The organism is Paenarthrobacter sp. CC6 (assembly GCF_040560085.1).
Lineage (GTDB): Bacteria > Actinomycetota > Actinomycetes > Actinomycetales > Micrococcaceae > Arthrobacter > Arthrobacter nicotinovorans.
The window spans coordinates 102687-119158 of record NZ_JARDAN010000013.1 but is presented as its reverse complement, the minus strand read 5'-3'; the positions used below and the strand labels follow the sequence as shown (position 1 = coordinate 119158).

General features: G+C 61.7%; 18 protein-coding genes. 12 read left to right on the top strand and 6 right to left on the bottom strand.

Annotated features, from left to right (window positions below):
- Positions 1-36: 36 nt before the first annotated feature.
- The 6 genes from PV760_RS14540 to yczE all read left to right on the top strand — a co-directional run bounded on the left by PV760_RS14540 (position 37) and on the right by yczE (position 6176).
- Positions 37-858: a hypothetical protein gene (locus PV760_RS14540; protein WP_354628113.1), complete on the top strand. Its 822-nt coding sequence runs from the start codon at positions 37-39 to the stop codon at positions 856-858.
- A 47-nt stretch (positions 859-905) separates the two neighbouring features.
- The gene (locus tag PV760_RS14535; protein ID WP_354628112.1) at positions 906-1604 is read left to right on the top strand and encodes an ABC transporter ATP-binding protein; all 699 of its coding nucleotides are present in this window, start codon (positions 906-908) and stop codon (positions 1602-1604) included.
- A complete protein-coding gene (locus PV760_RS14530; protein WP_354628111.1) occupies positions 1601-2398 on the top strand; it encodes a hypothetical protein in 798 nt (265 codons plus the stop codon). Before PV760_RS14535 ends, PV760_RS14530 begins: the two co-directional genes overlap by 4 nt.
- A gap of 244 nt (positions 2399-2642) precedes the next feature.
- A complete protein-coding gene (locus tag PV760_RS14525; protein ID WP_079582008.1) occupies positions 2643-3209 on the top strand; it encodes a type 1 glutamine amidotransferase domain-containing protein in 567 nt (188 codons plus the stop codon).
- Positions 3210-3592: 383 nt separating this feature from the next.
- Complete coding sequence (locus PV760_RS14520) at positions 3593-5386, top strand: alpha/beta fold hydrolase (protein ID WP_354628110.1); 1794 nt, start codon at positions 3593-3595, stop codon at positions 5384-5386.
- Positions 5387-5519: 133 nt separating this feature from the next.
- On the top strand, positions 5520-6176 hold the full coding sequence (gene yczE, locus PV760_RS14515) for a membrane protein YczE (RefSeq protein WP_354628109.1): 657 nt from the start codon (positions 5520-5522) through the stop codon (positions 6174-6176).
- A gap of 485 nt (positions 6177-6661) precedes the next feature.
- Here yczE and PV760_RS14510 read toward each other — a convergent pair whose 3' ends face one another.
- Complete coding sequence (locus PV760_RS14510; protein ID WP_018778403.1) at positions 6662-7258, bottom strand: TetR/AcrR family transcriptional regulator; 597 nt, start codon at positions 7256-7258, stop codon at positions 6662-6664.
- Between the two features lie 159 nt (positions 7259-7417).
- Between PV760_RS14510 and PV760_RS14505 the strand changes: the two genes are divergently transcribed.
- Together PV760_RS14505 and PV760_RS14500 are read left to right on the top strand one after the other, a co-directional pair.
- Positions 7418-8191 carry an SDR family oxidoreductase gene (locus PV760_RS14505; protein ID WP_354628108.1) on the top strand — a complete coding sequence of 258 codons (774 nt, stop codon included), beginning with the start codon at positions 7418-7420 and terminating at the stop codon, positions 8189-8191.
- Between the two features lie 98 nt (positions 8192-8289).
- Positions 8290-8574, top strand: a complete 285-nt coding sequence (locus PV760_RS14500) for a VOC family protein (RefSeq protein ID WP_354628107.1) — start codon at positions 8290-8292, stop codon at positions 8572-8574.
- Positions 8575-8679: 105 nt separating this feature from the next.
- Here PV760_RS14500 and PV760_RS14495 read toward each other — a convergent pair whose 3' ends face one another.
- The 4 genes from PV760_RS14495 to PV760_RS14480 form a co-directional block, all read right to left on the bottom strand.
- Positions 8680-9093, bottom strand: a complete 414-nt coding sequence (locus tag PV760_RS14495; protein ID WP_039239080.1) for a hypothetical protein — start codon at positions 9091-9093, stop codon at positions 8680-8682.
- Between the two features lie 37 nt (positions 9094-9130).
- Complete coding sequence (locus tag PV760_RS14490) at positions 9131-9613, bottom strand: hypothetical protein (RefSeq protein ID WP_018778406.1); 483 nt, start codon at positions 9611-9613, stop codon at positions 9131-9133.
- Between the two features lie 155 nt (positions 9614-9768).
- On the bottom strand, positions 9769-10647 hold the full coding sequence (locus PV760_RS14485; protein ID WP_354628106.1) for a VanW family protein: 879 nt from the start codon (positions 10645-10647) through the stop codon (positions 9769-9771).
- A 259-nt stretch (positions 10648-10906) separates the two neighbouring features.
- A complete protein-coding gene (locus PV760_RS14480) occupies positions 10907-11272 on the bottom strand; it encodes a DUF7793 family protein (protein ID WP_018778408.1) in 366 nt (121 codons plus the stop codon).
- 490 nt (positions 11273-11762) lie between these two features.
- Here PV760_RS14480 and PV760_RS14475 point away from each other — a divergent pair, with 490 nt between their 5' ends.
- On the top strand, positions 11763-12098 hold the full coding sequence (locus PV760_RS14475) for a hypothetical protein (RefSeq protein ID WP_354628105.1): 336 nt from the start codon (positions 11763-11765) through the stop codon (positions 12096-12098).
- Positions 12099-12109: 11 nt separating this feature from the next.
- Positions 12110-12661: a dihydrofolate reductase family protein gene (locus tag PV760_RS14470; protein WP_079582012.1), complete on the top strand. Its 552-nt coding sequence runs from the start codon at positions 12110-12112 to the stop codon at positions 12659-12661.
- A gap of 50 nt (positions 12662-12711) precedes the next feature.
- Here the strand turns inward: PV760_RS14470 and PV760_RS14465 are convergent, their stop codons facing one another.
- Positions 12712-13665, bottom strand: a complete 954-nt coding sequence (locus PV760_RS14465; protein WP_354628104.1) for an ArsR/SmtB family transcription factor — start codon at positions 13663-13665, stop codon at positions 12712-12714.
- Positions 13666-13720: 55 nt separating this feature from the next.
- Here PV760_RS14465 and PV760_RS14460 point away from each other — a divergent pair, with 55 nt between their 5' ends.
- Both PV760_RS14460 and PV760_RS14455 read left to right on the top strand, forming a co-directional pair.
- Positions 13721-14980, top strand: a complete 1260-nt coding sequence (locus tag PV760_RS14460; protein WP_193590343.1) for an MFS transporter — start codon at positions 13721-13723, stop codon at positions 14978-14980.
- 336 nt (positions 14981-15316) lie between these two features.
- Positions 15317-16438, top strand: a complete 1122-nt coding sequence (locus PV760_RS14455) for a VanZ family protein (protein ID WP_354628103.1) — start codon at positions 15317-15319, stop codon at positions 16436-16438.
- Positions 16439-16472: the final 34 nt, after the last annotated feature.

Genomic DNA, 16472 nt, shown 5'->3' with positions numbered 1-16472 from the left:
ACAGACAAGCGATGCCGGTCCGGATTGACTTGAGTCATGCCAGCATCTTCCACAGCGACCCTCGACGTGCGGCCGGGGTTACGAACCACCATGGCCCGCGCCGTCAGGGCCGAGACCACCAAACTCCTGACTCTGCGTCTTTGCCTCAACACCATGGCGGGAACGGTGCTGCTCACGGTGCTTCTTTCCTGGATACTGACAAACCTGATCGACGCTGCCCATAAGGCAGGGAGGCCGGAGGAGGCAGCTGGCCTTGAGGGAGGTACGGCCTTTCTGGTCATCCTTCACTATGGACAAATAGGGGTAATCCTTCTTGCTGCGTGGTCGATGCACCAGGAGTCGGACAGCGGCTCGCTTCGTAGCACCTTGATCAGCCTCCCGCAGCGCAGTGCCGTGTTGGCGGCCAAAGCGATCGTGATTGTCGTTGCCGTTTTCGTCACGGCTGTCCTGAGCGTATTTGGGTCGGCAGGTATTCGTTGCGCGGTCATCGACTGCACCGCCGAGGGCAGCCGGATAGCAGCAACTCCACAAGCGGCACCAGGAATCCTATGGGGCGTGGTCCTTTACTGGATACTCATCGCCCTGTTCACCTACGCCTTGTCGGTGATCCTTCGCAGCGGATTGGCGGCCATGGGCACGGTCTTGGCGATGGCCCTCATTGTCTCCACCTACATGGTGAACATCACCCCCCTGGCCAAGTTCCTGCCGGATCAGGCGGGCGCCCAGCTCTACCAACTGCCACCTTCCGCGCCGGGCGATTTGGGACCTGCGACGGGCGGATTGGTCCTCGTGGTGTGGGTGGTCGCAGCGTTGGTCGCTGCTCTTGTTCTGTTCCGCCGCCAACCAGTTCGCCGCTAAGTGACATCGACTACCGAGGAGATCAAACAGTGATCGAGATTAAGAATTTGAGCAAGAAATACGGGCAGTCGGACGGAATTATCGACGTCTCACTGACGGCCGAGCCCGGGAAAGTCACCGCTTTTCTCGGCCCGAACGGAGCTGGCAAGTCGACCACTTTCCGTCTGCTTCTCGGCCTTGACCGGGCGGACAGCGGGTCCGCGCTCATCGAAGGAAAGCCTTACCGGGACCTCATCGCCCCCCTCTGGACGGTTGGAGCTCAGTTCGATGGCTCAGGAGCCCACAAGGGTCGCACAGCCAAGGCCCATCTCACGTGGCTGGCTCAGTCCAATGGCATCCCGCATTCGAGGATCGGTGAAGTCCTGGAGCTCGTCGGACTTTCGGACGCCGCCCGGAAACGCGTGGGAGCGTACTCACTGGGGATGGGTCAACGGCTGGGGATCGCCGCGGCCCTCCTCGGCGATCCACGCATTATTGTTCTCGATGAGCCGACCAACGGCTTGGATCCCGAAGGTATCCGCTGGATCCGGGGGCTTCTGAGAACCCTCGCGGCCAACGGCAAGACTGTCCTTGTCTCCAGCCATCTCATTAACGAGGTCCAGCACGTAGCTGACCATATCGTCGTCATTTCCGGTGGCCGCATCGTCCAGTCCGGAAACGTCGTTGATCTGGTAGCCGGTCACCATGACTTGGAAGCCGCCTACTTTGACTGGACCGGCAACGCAGCTAAGGGAAGCGCCGCATGACTACACTCGTCGACACTGCCCGAAAGCCCAGTCTGTTCCGCGCCGAACTCACCAAGCTCGTCACTTTAAGGTCCGTGTGGATCACTGCCGCCCTGACGTGGCTCATCGTCGTCCTCGTCGGGTGGTCCCAGGCGGGTCCCGTGGGGGAAGCGCTCCGAACGAATGACCCCGGCCTGGCCCCAGGGGCGAGTCCGGAGACCGTGGGCTTTGACTGGGTTGCGCTGGGACTGATTGGAATCATCGTTATCGGCGTCATTTCGGCATCGAGTGAGTACGTGTCGGGCCAACTGCGGACAAGCCTGGTGGCCGCGCCGAACCGCGAGCGCCTCTACGTGGCAAAATGCACTGCGTTGACCGTGTTTGTCACGCTGCTGGGTCTGGTGACCATCCCGCTGCTGAGCCTGCTGTCCCAATCCGGTCTCGGCGAACTCTCCGTCGTCAACGGAACCGTTCCGGCAAGCCTTATTCTCCGCTGGGTTGGTGCCATCGCTTTCTGGGATGCCATAGCCCTCATTGGGTTCGCGCTGGGCATCTTGCTCAAGCAGACGCTAATACCGCTGTTTGCGCTGATTGTAGTGTCGCAACTGTCGTTGATGTTGCTCTTGCTGACTCCGGCTTTTGCCTACCTGCCCACAGTGGCCGGGGTCCTGCTGTTTGATCCCGGCTTGGTGACGGGGTCATACCCGGCCGCGGACCTGGGTGCTCTCACCGCTGCGATAGTAACCTTCACCTGGACAGCCGGCCTCGTGGGTTTTGCAGGGTTCAAGTTCAGCACGCGGGACGCCCGCGGATAGCTGAACCACGACGGCGGCCCTCACCTCAGACTGAGGCGGGGACCGCCGTCGGGCTTGGCTTAGCGACGTACGAGGCCGGCTTTCGCTGCGACTGAATATGTCCGGTTATGCGTATGTTCACCAAGCCCATCGAAATAGTCAGCTTGCTTACTAAAGTATCCTTCCCTAGGCTGGTTCAGGTCAGACAAACAACTCTCGCAGCACCGGCACATGCCCAAAAAGCAGCCGAACAAGAGGAGGAACAATGTCAGAACACAACATCGCAGGCAAGAAGGTCGCATTCCTTTTGACGGACGGCGTGGAGCAGGTGGAACTCACCAGCCCGTGGCAGGCCATCAAGGACGCCGGAGGCGAGCCCACCCTGGTAGCCCTCGACAAAGGCAAGCTCCAGGGTTTCAACGGCGTGGAAAAGGGCGACACCTTCGACGTCGATCTCGCAGTTGCGGACGCCAACGCCTCGGACTTCGACGCCCTGGTTCTCCCGGGCGGCGTCGTCAACGCGGACAACCTCCGCGTGGACAAGGACGCCCAGAACTTCACGCGCTCCTTCTTTGAGCAACACAAGCCAGTGGCTTCGATCTGCCACGGACCGTGGATCCTCATCGAAGCCGGAGTGATCAAGGGCCGCAACGTCACCTCGTACCACACGCTCCAGACGGACCTGAAGAACGCGGGCGCCAACTGGAGCGATGAAGAAGTGGTGTGCGACCAGGGACTGGTCACCAGCCGCAACCCGGATGACCTCCCCGCCTTCAACGCCAAGGTTGTTGAAGAGATCTCGGAAGGCCAGCACGCCGGCCAGACGGCTTAGCGGCCACCAGCGTCCTTAAGGCGAGTGCCGCCGTCGTACTTTCACAAGAAGTACGACGGCGGCACTTGCGTTTAACTGCCAGGCAGGCTCGTTCGCCCGGGCACTTGAGTGATTTGCAAAATATATAGACTGGTCTATTATTTCTCTATGCCATCCAAGGGAACCCTGACAAGAGAACGGCTCGCACAGCCCCTGCTCCAGCCCGTCCAGACCAGCGGTATTGACGCCGAAGACGTGCGGCCGTCGGTGGCCGTTCTTGTGCCATCGGCGGAGACTGCGACCATAGCCTCTCGCACCACGCAGAGCACCCAACCCCTTGCTGCGGCCGCTGGTGCGGTAGTGGAGCTTGTCAACCAGCGTTGCCAGACCGCCGGGAGAACGCGATGACACCCCGCGCAGACTCCCGCAACGCCCTGGTCTTCGGGGCCTCGGGAATGGTCGGCCGGCACCTCGTCCTGACCCTTGCAAAGGCTGGCGCGAACGTGACGGCGGCAGTCCGGACCGCCGAGTCCGGAGCGCGTGTGGAGCGATGGGTCAGGGAGCATGGCCTGGAACGTAGCATCAGGACGACGATCGTCGACTTCGATGCTCCCGGGATCGTCGCGGGTGGACCATCGACATTGCCGTTCATCACCGAGATCCACAACTGCGCCGGGACCTACCGATTCGGGATGACCGCCCAGGAGGCACGCAGCGCAAATGTAGGCATCGTCGAGAAACTGATCGACTTCGCAAAGGACCTCCCCAACCTGCAGCGCGTCGTCCACGTGTCGGGCTACCGGGTGGGCGGACAGGACCCCGCCACTGTCCCATGGCCAGATGACCACCGCATCGCGGTCTACAAGGAACTTGGCGCCTACGAGGCTTCGAAAGTGGAATCCGACGCCATCTTCCAAGCACGTGCCTTGGAGCACGGAGTCCCCTGGACGATCGTCAATCCGTCCAGCCTGATCGGCGACAGCGTGACCGGGGAATCCGACCAGCTCATCGGCCTGGCTACCACCATCGCGCAAATCTGGGAGGGAGCCGTAGCCGCACTGCCCGGAAACGGATCGACGTTCCTCCCGGTCGTCACGGTCGACTACTTGGCTGCCTTCATGACCGCAGCAGCGGTCGATCCCACTGCTGCGGGCAAGGCCTATTGGATTCTCGACGACGCTACCCCGCCGCTGGCTGACCTGCTCACCCACGTCGGGCGGCACCTCGGAGTCAAGGTTCCGCGGGTACGGATGCCGGTCGGCGTCATCAAGCGACTCCCGCAGCGGATCACCAGGGCGGATCCCGAGACACTTTCCTTCATGTCCGCCGACCGCTATCCGACAGAGTCAGCCATCGAGTTCGCAAACAGACACGGGATACAGATGCCGGACGTACTGGTGTCCCTGGAACGGTGGGCCGACTACTTGGCCGCACACCGGTTTGGCGACGCCTTGGCTGACGGCCGCCGATTCGTCGATGCCGGCGGTGTAAGGACATTCGAACTCGGAGTAGCCGGATCCACCCGGGTGGTCCTTCCCGGCTTGCCGGTCAACGCAGACACATGGGCCGGCGTCGCTTCGGGTGTCGGCGCGCGCGTCGTCGACCTTCCCGGACTCGGCCTCAGCGGAGGAACAGGCATTCAGGACTGGGAGCAGTGGCTTCCCGATGTGCTGGGCGGTGAACCTGCTGACCTCATCGGCCATTCCATCGGCGCGGCTGCGGCAGTGGTCGCGGCGGACCGGTTCCCGGAGCGGGTCAAGTCCCTGACACTGGTCGCACCGTTCTTCCTCCAAACCCCAACGGGCATCCCAGCCAGGCTTCGGCCGCTCGTATCCACCTACCTGCGACACACCAATCCGGCGCGGCTGTCACGCCAACTGACCGGATCAGAAGCGAACGCGGCGGCTCTCCAGTCCAGCCTCAGTGACATCAAACGAAGCAGCGCCAAGAAGGTGGCCACGCAACTCGCCCTTGCAGGATCGAAACAGTGGCGTAGCGAACTCCAGGAGGCCCTGGGTCGATTCACCGGCCCGGTCCGCATCATTACGGGAAGCGAGGACCCAATCGCACCGGGCATGGTTGGGCAGCTCGAATCACTTCCGAACGTTGAGCTCGTCTCGATGCCGGGCGCAGGGCACCATCCGCAGCTGACTCATATAGATCCACTCGTCACACTCATCACGCAATCCGTCGGGTGAACAGGGGCCCCCGGTCCAGCTGTTGAGAAATACACATGCCGATTGAGATCCGTCAACGAGCTCTGACCAGGAAGATAGCCAGAGGTTCAAACTGGCTACATATTTCAAAGCCAGTTCACGGAATGCTGAGGTGATGTTGACACGCAGAATCGCTCAATTGCTCGCCGGACTGTCGCTCTTCGGCTTTTCCATCGCAGTCCTTATCAAGGCTGGGCTTGGGATCTCCCCATGGGACATCTTCCACCAAGGCCTGGCTCGGCTGACGGGGATCAGCACCGGAATGGTCATCGTCGCAATCAGCTTTCTGGTGCTCCTCCTGTGGATCCCACTGAAGATGCGGCCCGGCTGGGGCACCCTGGCGAACGCCGTCCTGATCGGCGCTTTCGTCGACTTGTCGATGCCTCTGATTCCGCAAGCCAGCGGGCTTCTCTGGCAACTCGTCTATCTTGCCGGGGGACTGGTGCTCCTGGCCGTCGCCAGCGCCAGCTACCTTGGGGCCTCCTTCGGCCCGGGCGCACGGGACGGGTTGATGACCGGCCTGGCCCAACGGACCGGCTGGTCGATCCGCAACTGCCGCACATTAATCGAGATAACGGTCGCCGCAGCTGGCTGGCTGCTGGGCGGAACCCTCGGGATCGGCACCATAGCCGAAGCGTTTCTGATCGGACCGCTGATTCAGTGGCTCATGCCCTTGTTCAGTGTTCCTTCAAGCCGCCAAGAACTCTCATCTCCGACCATTGGAAGCCGCACCCGCCAACCAGGATCAACGACGACGACATCAAACTCGTAAACTCCAGGGCGAATTCGTTGGCACAACTATCCCTGCAAGACCGAGACGTGTTACTGGGTCCAAACGATGTGTTCGTCGTACTCCGCGTGTGTGCTCACACAAGTGTTGGTGGCGGCAAGAAAGCCCAGGAGCGGCCTTTCCGCCGTTGTCTTCTACTTGCGGCTTTCCTGGCTCCTCAGGTCGGGACCCTGGGCACAACACAACAATTGTTGGCCCAATCCACGTGCCGCCTGCATCGCGAATCTCCCGCTCCTTGGACCATAACTTCTGGTAGCACGACGAGCTGTTGCTTGCGTACATATACGAGACTCGTGGTGGAGCTGCTTGAGCCGCAGCCGGCGCGGCCGTCGTCCGCTGCTTGTTGAGGAGCCAGACAGTTCACCGAGGCGCCGGGTTCGCCGAGCTGTGTCCTGTTGCTTGTACCGGCCTGCTGCTCCCCGGGACGGCAGCTACGGAGACTCCCGTCTACGTGCGCCTGTTCACTGTCAGGCCTCGATGGCAGAGATGGCGTAGTGTGCGATCCGGAGTAGGTCTTCTTTGCTGGCGCCGTCGCGGGCTTGCTGGCTCATCCCTTGCAATGTCGCTCCGACGAAGGCCGCCATCGCATGGGTGTCGGTGGATTCGGGGATCCTGCCGGCTTCGCGATCCCGGGCCAATGCATCTGCCATGGCCAGAATGTTGTCGTTACGCATTTTGGACAGCCGCTCAGCGACATGACGGTTCGCGGAGGTCACAGCCACGGCAGAGCTGATCACCAGACAGCCTCCCGGGAACGTCTTTGACGGGTAGTGGTCAGCGGCTTCGATCAGCAACCGGCGCATGAGCCCCAGCCCGGTCCCTTCTTCCGCGAATGCGATGGACATGAAGCTTCCGTGGGTGGCGTTGTAGTGGTCCACAACGGAGAAAAAGAGGTCCTCCTTGGAACCGAAGGCCTTATACAGGCTGGGCGGGTTGATGCCCATGGCCTTGGTGAGCTCAGCAAGTGAGGTCCCCTCGTAACCGCTGTCCCAGAAGACCAAGGTGGCTGCCTCCAGGGCCTCGTCGATATTGAATTTCCGGCCTTGGCCTGCTTTTCCTGACATCGTCGTCCTCTCGTTGATCCCCTCAAGAAGAGCCCCCAGCAGCCGGCATCTATTCCGGTTGCCTCCACGAGAGTGGTTTTTCTTGCTGTGGTCAGCGCCACAATAAGTTTTCGAAATCTTTCTTGTAGTGATCGCTAAACGTATGTAAGTATCTCATCCATGAGCGAAACACACAAAGACCACATCGCCGTCGTGACCGGAGCCAGCCGAGGAATCGGCGAGGCAATATCCTCCCGCCTTGCCAACTCAGGCCTGACTGTCGCCGTTCACTACGGACGGGACCGAAAGGCGGCCGCCGCCGTGGTGGCCTCAATCGAAGCTGCGGGTGGCAAGGCCTTCCCTTTCCAAGCCGACCTTGGAGCCGACACCGCAGCACAGGATTTTTGGGCGGCCTACGACAAAGCCGCTGCCGAAGCCGGCGTCCTGAACCAGCCGATCCAAGTCCTCGTGAACAATGCCGGGGTTACCCTGCGAGGAGCGATTGAGGACTTCAGCCGGGAAGACTTCCTAACCCAGCAGGCCATCAACGTCAACGCACCCTATTTCATCGTCAAGGAAGGGCTGACCCGGATCGCTGACGGGGGCCGCATCATCAACATCTCCTCCGGGGTCACGCGCATAGCATTCCCGGAAATCATTGGTTACGCCCTCACCAAGGGAGCTATTGAAGCTTTCACCCTTACTCTCGCCAAACACCTCGGGCCCAGGGAAATCACCGTGAATTCGGTCGCCCCGGGTGTCGTGGACACAGACATCAACGCAGGCTGGCTCCGCGGCAACGAAGAAGCCCAGGCCGGCGTCGCTGCCAGCAGCGCCTTGGGCCGAGTGGGCCAGCCCGACGATATCGCAAGCATCGTAGCTTTCCTTGCCTCAGACGAAGCGCGCTGGATCACCGGGAAGAAGATCGACGCCACCGGCGGCACCAACCTCTAACGCATCAGCTCTATTCGGACGCCCGCCCGCATCCGAAACACCTCGCATTCGCACAGGGCCAAACCTGGGCCTTACTCGCATCACACCAAGGGGGAATCATGAACCGTGCCCGAATTCGCGGCATTGACCATTTCGGTCTCACTATCAGATCACTTCGCCAAGCCACCCACGACCTTGAGAACGCCCTTGGGGCTGAGGTCTGCTACGTCGAAGGCCCGATCACTGATCGGGAGCCCGGATGGATGGCGACGAAACTGGGGGCCCGGGGAAGCTGCTCATTGACAGTGACCGCCATGAATGTTCAAGGCATCAACCTCGAACTCTTCGAGTACGCCGACGCCGAACGCCTTCGATGCCGCGCAGGTGCCCTTAAGTCTGACTAGTCGTTGTAGCAGCTTTGGCTACAGGGTGTTCCACTTCCTTTGAAAGAGGACGGCTGAGATTGGGATATTGCCCGCGGCGGAGACCGAGCAAGATCCCAGATCTCCCTAAATGTCTGCCCGGCCGGATGGACTTGGCCTGGGTGAGCCTCGCAACTTACGCAGCCGCATGGCCCGGTATTCAAGGCGGGACATCGACACCGTGTAGAAAGTGACGCTACCTCCCAGGGCAGTCAAGACCAGCGCGGTCCACATCGGACCTTGGCCCTGCGCCAGCGGAGCGAGCAGCAGCACTATCGAAAATATGCATAGTAGTGCTGCACCGGTCGCGACGATCGCCATCCCCCACCACGTACTGACCTGGGCTTGCCCTGCGCCTGGCGTAAAGCCGATTTCGTCTGCCGGGTAGCTGTGCAATTCGCCGGTGGAGGTGTTGCGCAGTACGCGCTTTTCCCCGGCTGCCACTGCCGCTTGATGCTCCGCATAGACGGCTTCATTGTGCCGCTTGCGGTCGGAAATCATGATCCGTTTTCCTTCCCTGTCGGTCTGGTCAAGGGCATCACAACATGCTGGGGTCAGCGGTAATCAGCGCTACCGAGACCACTACGGGTAAGGCAACAACAACAGGGCCCACCACCAAGATCCAACTGGTGGCCGTGTACGGACGATAGCCCCTGCCGCGCAGCTTGGTTGCCCACAGACCAGCGTAGACGATGCTGGCAATCAGGTACGGGAATGTCAGCAGGATCGTTCCGAATCCTAGCCAGATGGTGGCCTGTAGAACTCCCAGACCGCCATCGCTATACATATCAGCCGGTCCTAATGTGGCCGTACCAATAAGAAACAGCAATAACAGCACCAGAAGACCGGCACCGATCAGCAGGACAGTCCTGAACGTCGTAGCCCACGCAGGCAATCGCGGAGCCCGGACCTGCCCCGGCTGACTCGGAAAATAGCCCGAAGGGTGAGAGTTATGAGGGTGCACGGTGCTCTCTTCTTCGCAAATGGCCGTCGAAGCGTTAGACGGGATGGACTCGCCCAAGTATGACCTGCACTTCCTTTGAACACGACGCCAACTTGGACTTGGAGACCGGAGTACTGGGATGTCCCACTTCCTTGGATACGGAACGCGGCAGCTGGGACTCCCCTGATGTTCAGGAGATTACACTGTCAGGTTCACCGGCTTGGTAGGGATGATTAGGCAGGAGCTGGAGCCACTCGGTCGTCCTCCATTGGAACAGAAGGAACCGGAGCTGGCAGGACTGGGGCGTTGATGAGGGAACGGTCGTAAACGACCAAGGCGTTGTTCTCGATGATCTGTTGCTTCGAGGTCACAAGACCTGTCCGTTTGTCCCGGGTCAGCCTCATCACCCGGTTGTGGCGGTAAACCTTATTCCCGGACTCGTAGAAGTAGGCGTCCTCTTCACGGATGTGGAATTTCACATCCGGGACGTGCTCGGCGCGAAGTTCACCACACAGGTATTCGTCGTTGGTACTTACCAGGAATTGGAAAGCCTGGTCGGTGTCATTACGAACCCGGTAGTCCAAGTAGTTGTAGATGATCGAGGTGCCCGAACCGAACGGGATCTGACGGTTGAAGTCCGGAAACAAGTCCAGGTCCCCGTGGTGGTGATGTTCCACCACGGTCAGTTCGCTGTGCAAGACCATCCAATGCAGAAGGTTCGTGAATTGGCACAGGCCGCCACCAATTCCGGAATCGGCTCGGCCATGGTTGATGACCAAGCCCTCGCGGTATCCCTTGGCTTCAGTGCAACTCCCCACCAGCTTCCAGAACGAAAACGTCTCGCCGGGACGAATGACAACAGAGTTCACCAGGGGTGCGGCGATCCCCAGACTCACCGCCTTATTTTCCTGAAGGTGCAAGTCCACGTTGCCCAGCTTGCGACGGATCAGTGAGTTGTGGCGGTAAACAACCGCTGGAAGGACTTCTTCCGGATGGCGCCGGGCAAAGACTGTGGGAGAGAACAGGTCCCGCAATTTGCGGCTCAGGATCATGCGATGCACAGAAATGCGGTAGGTGATCGGCGAAAGTTCGCAAAAGAGTCTTCGTGCCATGGTTCCCCCGGTAAAACGCCCACCCAGGGCAAGCCAAACCGGAACTCCCGGTCAAGACTATCTTTCCAGACGCTTGAAGAAACCAACTAATCGGTGAACGGTCGTCCTAGCTCAGAGACATGGTCCACGCGACCAATGCCCAAGCTTCAGGCCGGCAAATACCGGCGGAAACGCCGGTAGCGCCCGCACCGGGCTCGGGGCTCGTGCCACTTCCTTGGTCGTGACACACCAAGGTTGGGATGTTCTGTCCCCAGTGGAGTTAGGGAACCGGACTATCGCGAAGCCAGGTCATGGCCTCACTGCGGGAGGTGAAGAACCGGGTGGGACACGGGAGGGTTCGGTGTGCCATGGCGAAGTTTGCGATAACCCGATTTACGGGATTGGAACCAAGCAGGGCAATTCGCGACGCAGCACACTTGGTACTGAAGACAGACTTGGCTGGACGAGTTACGGCCCTGGTGTTCGTTATGTCGATCAGCATCGGGTACTCGGCACCGTCGGCTACTTCATTGACCATTGCCATCGCTGCATGGACATCATCAGCTTCGAGAACAGTGGACGGCTTCCACACAAGGTGGAGAACTCCCTCCGAATCGAGTCCCAGCGTGCCCTTGCCGACGTCCACATTGATTGGTTTAACAGCTCCCCCTCGCCAATGAAGCCTAGACTAGCCGCTCCCTCAGGCATACGGCACCCCAGACGCCACACTGTTGGTGTCCCACTTCCTTGGAACCGGGACGCCCCCGGCGGGACACCGCCCATCCGCGGATTCCGGGCCGTTCGCAGCATTCCCGCCGGAGCCCTTTGCCGTACAGGCGCTGTGGGCATTCGTTCAGTCGCGCCGGGGCCTGATGAAATCCCAGTCCAGCGTCCGCGTAACACTGCCGTCCCGCATGTTGTCCCAAAACATCCCCTTCCAACAGCTGTCACAAAAGACAACTTCCGGGACAGCTGGGTCGCCGACTCACGAGCGAACCCGCACCCATTCCGGGCCCGCAGGGACCCGGCCAAGCGGCCTGGCTGGGGATCAAACCCGTGCCAGCTCCCGCCGTCGTAATGTTGCGCAGGTCACACCTGGCACATACGCTGGGGTGCGCTGCAGCGTGGCAGCAAGGATGAAAGGCAGAAAATTGGCCAGCGACAAGCTCTCCGTAGTTGTTCGCGTCGACGTAGACGGCGAACAGATCCAGATCGCAGCAACGGGCCGCGTCACCACCTCGAGCCTTCAGGGGCTTTACCCCGTGGTTCAGCGGACAAAGGGCCTGGGCGGCGGGCTCGGCGTGGAAATGGACCTTTCGGAAGCCACCATCGACGCAGATGCGCTGGACCAACTGAGGATCTACGCTGAACTCCATGAGGTGCCTGTCCGCCTCAACACTGCGCCCGGCAACGTCGGCAATGTGACCACCCTGCCCTCCCGGAAACTCCAGACAGCAAGCCGGGCAGCCTAATAGGAGAACGCATGCGAAAAGTAACCGCCGGACTGTTCCACTCCGTGGATGGCGTGGTCCAGGATCCGTTCAAGTTCCAGTTCGACAGCTTCGACGAGGACCTCGGCAAGGGCCTGACCAAGATGATCAACACCGTGGATACCGTGGTGCTGGGCCGGGTCAGCTACCAGGAGTGGGCCGGATACTGGCCAAACGCCACCCAGGACGATGATTTCGCCGCCTTCATCAATCCCGTCGAAAAATTCGTGGCGTCCCGGACCCTGACCGAACCGCTGGAGTGGCAGAACTCGCAGCTGATCAAGGGTTCTTTGGAGGACTTCGTCACGGACCTCAAGAACCGCGACGGCGGAGAGATCGCCGTATGCGGCAGCATCTCGGTGGTCCGCCAACTCCTGTTTGCGGGCCTGCTGGACGAGCTGACCCTGATGACGCACCCGGTGGTGGCGGGCAGCGGCCGCCGCCTCTTCGAGGACGGCGATCCCCAAAACCGGCTCGTCCTGGAGGACCAGTACGGCACCAGCAAAGGCAACGTTGTGAGCACTTACAGCCTGCGCAAGGACTAGAGAACGCTCGACGGCGGCAGCCGGCTGCCGTCGTCGACCCGCCTCAGCGCTCACCCCAGCAGCAACGCCGCGCCCAGCTCGCTCCGAAAGTAGAGCACACTGTGGCCGTAGCGCGTGGACGTCACGAGCCCGGCATTGCGGAGCACCCTGAGATGCTGATTGACCGCGGACGTGGTCACGCCAAAGCGCACTCCAAGCTCGGTGGATGAGGCAGGCGCAGCGAGCGCCGTCAACAGGCTGGTTCGGACCTCGCCGAGCACCGCCACCACAGCGGCAGGGCTTCTCACTTGCTCCGCCTCCCACATGGCTCCTTGACCGCGGGCCGGGTACATCAGCATCGGCGGGTCACCGTGGTTCACGGGAGCAGAGGCCCTGCGGGTGAACATGGTGGGTACGAGAGTCAGCCCCAGGCCATCAGTCTTCTCGGTCCGTGACGCAGGGTTCTTCAACCGCACGGAGATGACCCGGCCGTCGAATTCCACGGCACCGGACAAGTCGTTGAGCATTGTGAACAGCCCGCCATGGGCGAGTTGCCTGCCGCGGTAGACGATGTCTGCTTCCAGGATGGTGCGCATGCGCAGCCAGTGCGGTGCGAAGCACGTTTCCCAAAAGTCCTTGAGGATTTGCACGAGGCGCCGGATCGCCGGGCCAACGGGTCCGGCAAAGACTGCGGGCACTTCGCCATGCACCCGGATCAGGTCGCCGTGGAACTGGTCTGCTGAAATCCCCTCCAATGCCGCGAACTCGTCGTCGATCCTGGTGAGAGGCGAATCAGGCCTGGGGTTCAGGAAGTCCGGTGTCCAGAGCCGGTGGTCAACCAGCGCCAGCAGACCATCCAGATCCAGGCGGGAACGGGCTTCCTCAGTGCGGCGCAACCACGGCAGCTGAAGAGGGTACTGGCTGGGATCACGGATGGCCCTCAGGGAGAGCCCCAGTTCACACATGGGCGAGATGCCGAAGCGCACCCCGCCCAGGTCGGCGCCGGACAGTACGTACTTCAACATGAAGCATAACGCTACATCACTACCGGCCATCCCCGGCGGGTGACAGAACTAGGGGGTGACCAAAACTCCGGCAGACACCATTACCCCTCCCCGGCACGGCCTCCGCGCCGCCCTTTCCGAACCCAGCCTTAGGATCCTCGCTTCGGCCATTCTGGTCTCCACGGTGGGTCGCGGCATCTTCCTTACCCTGACGGTTCTGTACTTCAGCCGCTTCGTCGGACTCAGTGCCGTGGAAATCGCCGTCATCCTCTCTGTTTCCAGCGGGGTCGGCGTCGCGACGTCGTACATTGGCGGCCGCCTTGCGGACCACTTATCCGCGCGCCGGCTGCTGGTGGTGATGGTCGCCGTCGAAGGTCTCGCTATCGCAAGCTATACGTTCGCCGGGAACTTCGGCACCGCCGTCGTGATTGCCTGCATTACGGTAGGCGTGGACCGCGCCGCGAACGCCACGCGCTCAGCGATCATCGCGCGTGCCTTCGATGGCCCGAACCGCGTCAACGCCCGCGCTGTCCTCCGCACCATCACAAACCTGGGCATCGCGACGGGTGGCATGATCGCCGGATTGGCGTTGCTGGCAGGGACGGCCGACGCGTTCCGCGTGATGATGATCAGTGCCGGCGTCGTCTATGTCCTCAGCGCGCTGCACCTTCGCCGCCTTCCCAGCCGCGTCGACGCGCCGCGACACGACCCCGCCAACCCTGCGCCGAAGCGTGGCATCTCCCCTTTCAAGGATCGCCGCTACGTTCTGTTGACGGTGCTGTCCGGTATTTTCGGCATGCAGTTCGGACTCGCCGAGATGGGCGTTCCACTGTGGATTTCACAGGACACCAGCGCGCCGGATGTGCTGATATCGGTGGTCCTGGTCATCAACACTGTGTGCGTCGTCCTGCTGCAGGTGCCGCTCTCCCGCGGCACAGACCATCCTGCCCGTGCCGGGAAGATCGTGCTGACCGGCGGGGTGCTCATGGCCGCGGCTTGCGCGCTCTACGCACTAGCGGGCGGAGTGCCGGTGGTCGCCGCCATCATTCTCCTGTGCGGTGCCGCACTCCTGCACTCGTTGGCGGAAATCCTTTCGCAAGCGGGGGCGTGGGGACTCAGCTTCGAACTCGCCAATCCGCTCCAGGCCGGCGCTTACCAGGGAATGTTCGGCATGGGATCCGCCCTGGGGGCCATGCTCGCACCTCTCGTGGTGACCGCTACCGTCGTCGAACACGGCACGCTGGGTTGGGCCATCCTGGGAGCGGTCTTTGTTGCCTCGGCGGCGGGCGTAGCGCTGATAGCGCGGAAAGCCACGACGACGGCGGTACTCGCCTAACGGGGCGGGCGCAGGGTCCGCCGCCGCCCACCGGCGGGCTGCGCACTTGGTTCCGGCGGGGGTTCCTCGTCCGAGCATTCCGGACACTGCCCATCAGGAAACTCGCCCACTTGCGGCCAGATCCACCCCTCCAAGCACAGGTCATTCCTGCACGACTCTTGCGCCATTGACTGTCCCCCTAAGCCACGTTCCTTTCTACTAAGGTGCACAAAAGCACTGATTCGTTACGCGAAAATCCGACCCCGGGGCGAGACCGCCGCGAGCAACATCACCACGGAGACGGAGGGATTGAGCCGCCCACCCTGAAACCATGGAAGGAACGAGTGAAGGGGAATCATGGGGGAATGGGTCTGGCCGGCGTACGTGGGCGTGTTGGGAGGAGTGGCCCTCTTTGGCGTGTTCATGGTGCCGATCGTGGCCGTCCAGTACAGGATGTACGGCCGGTTCACGTGGCGCCGGTTTCTGGGTGCCGCGGGGCTCAGCATCTACGGCGTTGCTCTGGTGGCTTACACGCTGCTACCCCTGCCTGACCCGACCCTGTTGAAATGCGGCCCGGGCGGAAGCACCTTCCAGGCGCTCCCCTTCCAATTCCTGGACGATATCCAACGTGAGACGTCGGGCTTGGGGATCACGGGGACACTGACCAGCCGTGCCATGTTGCAGGTTGTGTTCAACGTGGTGCTTTTCGTTCCTTGGGGTGTGATCGCGCGCCGCTACTTGTCGTGGAACATTGCCGTCTCTACGCTGACGGGCGCCCTCGCCTCGGGCCTCATCGAAGCGACTCAATTCACTGGTTTGTGGGGCATTTACGACTGTGCCTACCGCCTTGCCGATGTCGACGATCTCATCACCAACACCCTGGGTGCCCTGATCGGTGCCATGATTGCGCCTTTGGTCCTCTGGTTCATGCCGCAACGACGCGACCTCCGCGCAGCCCGTGGCCAGAGCCGCCCCGTCACTGTCCGCCGGCGCTGGCTCGGGATGATCATCGACTACGTGGCGCTAACGTTCCTTGGCTTCGGCTTCGTTGTGATTTACAGGGTGGGGTTGCTCGCGATCGGTGCAGACCTTCCCGGAGCGGACGACGCCGTCTCCCTCGTCCTCATGCATCTCGTTCCCGGGTTCCTGGTGTTCTACCTGCCGGCGCTTGTGGGTTCCGGCGCATCACTCGGCCAACGCGCCGTGTGGCTGCAACCGCATTGGCCGGCCACCCGCCGTCGGGCGTTGCTCCGGGCCAGCACCACCGGCGGACTCTATGTTGTGTTGTCGTTCCTGACTGCCCTGATACCGGCAACGGCGTTCGGTCCGCTCTCCGGCCTGCTGCTCCTGGCCGCCTTTGTGGCGGTTCCCCTGACAAAATCGCGGGGACTTTCGGGCGTCCTGACGGGCGCGGAGATGGTTGACTCGCGTGAAATCGAACGACGCCGGGTGGCTGGCCCAGCTCCTCGACCCGCCTAGGGGCCGCACGCCACCTCGGCAGCCGGCTGGTGCG

Excerpts from the sequence above, each read along its gene's own strand:
- PV760_RS14520 (WP_354628110.1), top strand. The coding sequence starts at position 3,593 with ATGACACCCCGCGCAGACTCCCGCAACGCCCTGGTCTTCGGGGCCTCG.
- PV760_RS14495 (WP_039239080.1), bottom strand. The coding sequence starts at position 9,093 with ATGATTTCCGACCGCAAGCGGCACAATGAAGCCGTCTATGCGGAGCAT.
- PV760_RS14540 (WP_354628113.1), top strand. The coding sequence starts at position 37 with ATGCCAGCATCTTCCACAGCGACCCTCGACGTGCGGCCGGGGTTACGA.
- PV760_RS14475 (WP_354628105.1), top strand. The coding sequence starts at position 11,763 with ATGAAAGGCAGAAAATTGGCCAGCGACAAGCTCTCCGTAGTTGTTCGC.
- PV760_RS14465 (WP_354628104.1), bottom strand. The coding sequence starts at position 13,665 with ATGTTGAAGTACGTACTGTCCGGCGCCGACCTGGGCGGGGTGCGCTTC.
- PV760_RS14505 (WP_354628108.1), top strand. The coding sequence starts at position 7,418 with ATGAGCGAAACACACAAAGACCACATCGCCGTCGTGACCGGAGCCAGC.
- PV760_RS14510 (WP_018778403.1), bottom strand. The coding sequence starts at position 7,258 with ATGTCAGGAAAAGCAGGCCAAGGCCGGAAATTCAATATCGACGAGGCC.
- PV760_RS14500 (WP_354628107.1), top strand. The coding sequence starts at position 8,290 with ATGAACCGTGCCCGAATTCGCGGCATTGACCATTTCGGTCTCACTATC.
- PV760_RS14485 (WP_354628106.1), bottom strand. The coding sequence starts at position 10,647 with ATGGCACGAAGACTCTTTTGCGAACTTTCGCCGATCACCTACCGCATT.
- PV760_RS14470 (WP_079582012.1), top strand. The coding sequence starts at position 12,110 with ATGCGAAAAGTAACCGCCGGACTGTTCCACTCCGTGGATGGCGTGGTC.
- PV760_RS14525 (WP_079582008.1), top strand. The coding sequence starts at position 2,643 with ATGTCAGAACACAACATCGCAGGCAAGAAGGTCGCATTCCTTTTGACG.
- PV760_RS14530 (WP_354628111.1), top strand. The coding sequence starts at position 1,601 with ATGACTACACTCGTCGACACTGCCCGAAAGCCCAGTCTGTTCCGCGCC.
- PV760_RS14455 (WP_354628103.1), top strand. The coding sequence starts at position 15,317 with ATGGGGGAATGGGTCTGGCCGGCGTACGTGGGCGTGTTGGGAGGAGTG.
- yczE (WP_354628109.1), top strand. The coding sequence starts at position 5,520 with ATGTTGACACGCAGAATCGCTCAATTGCTCGCCGGACTGTCGCTCTTC.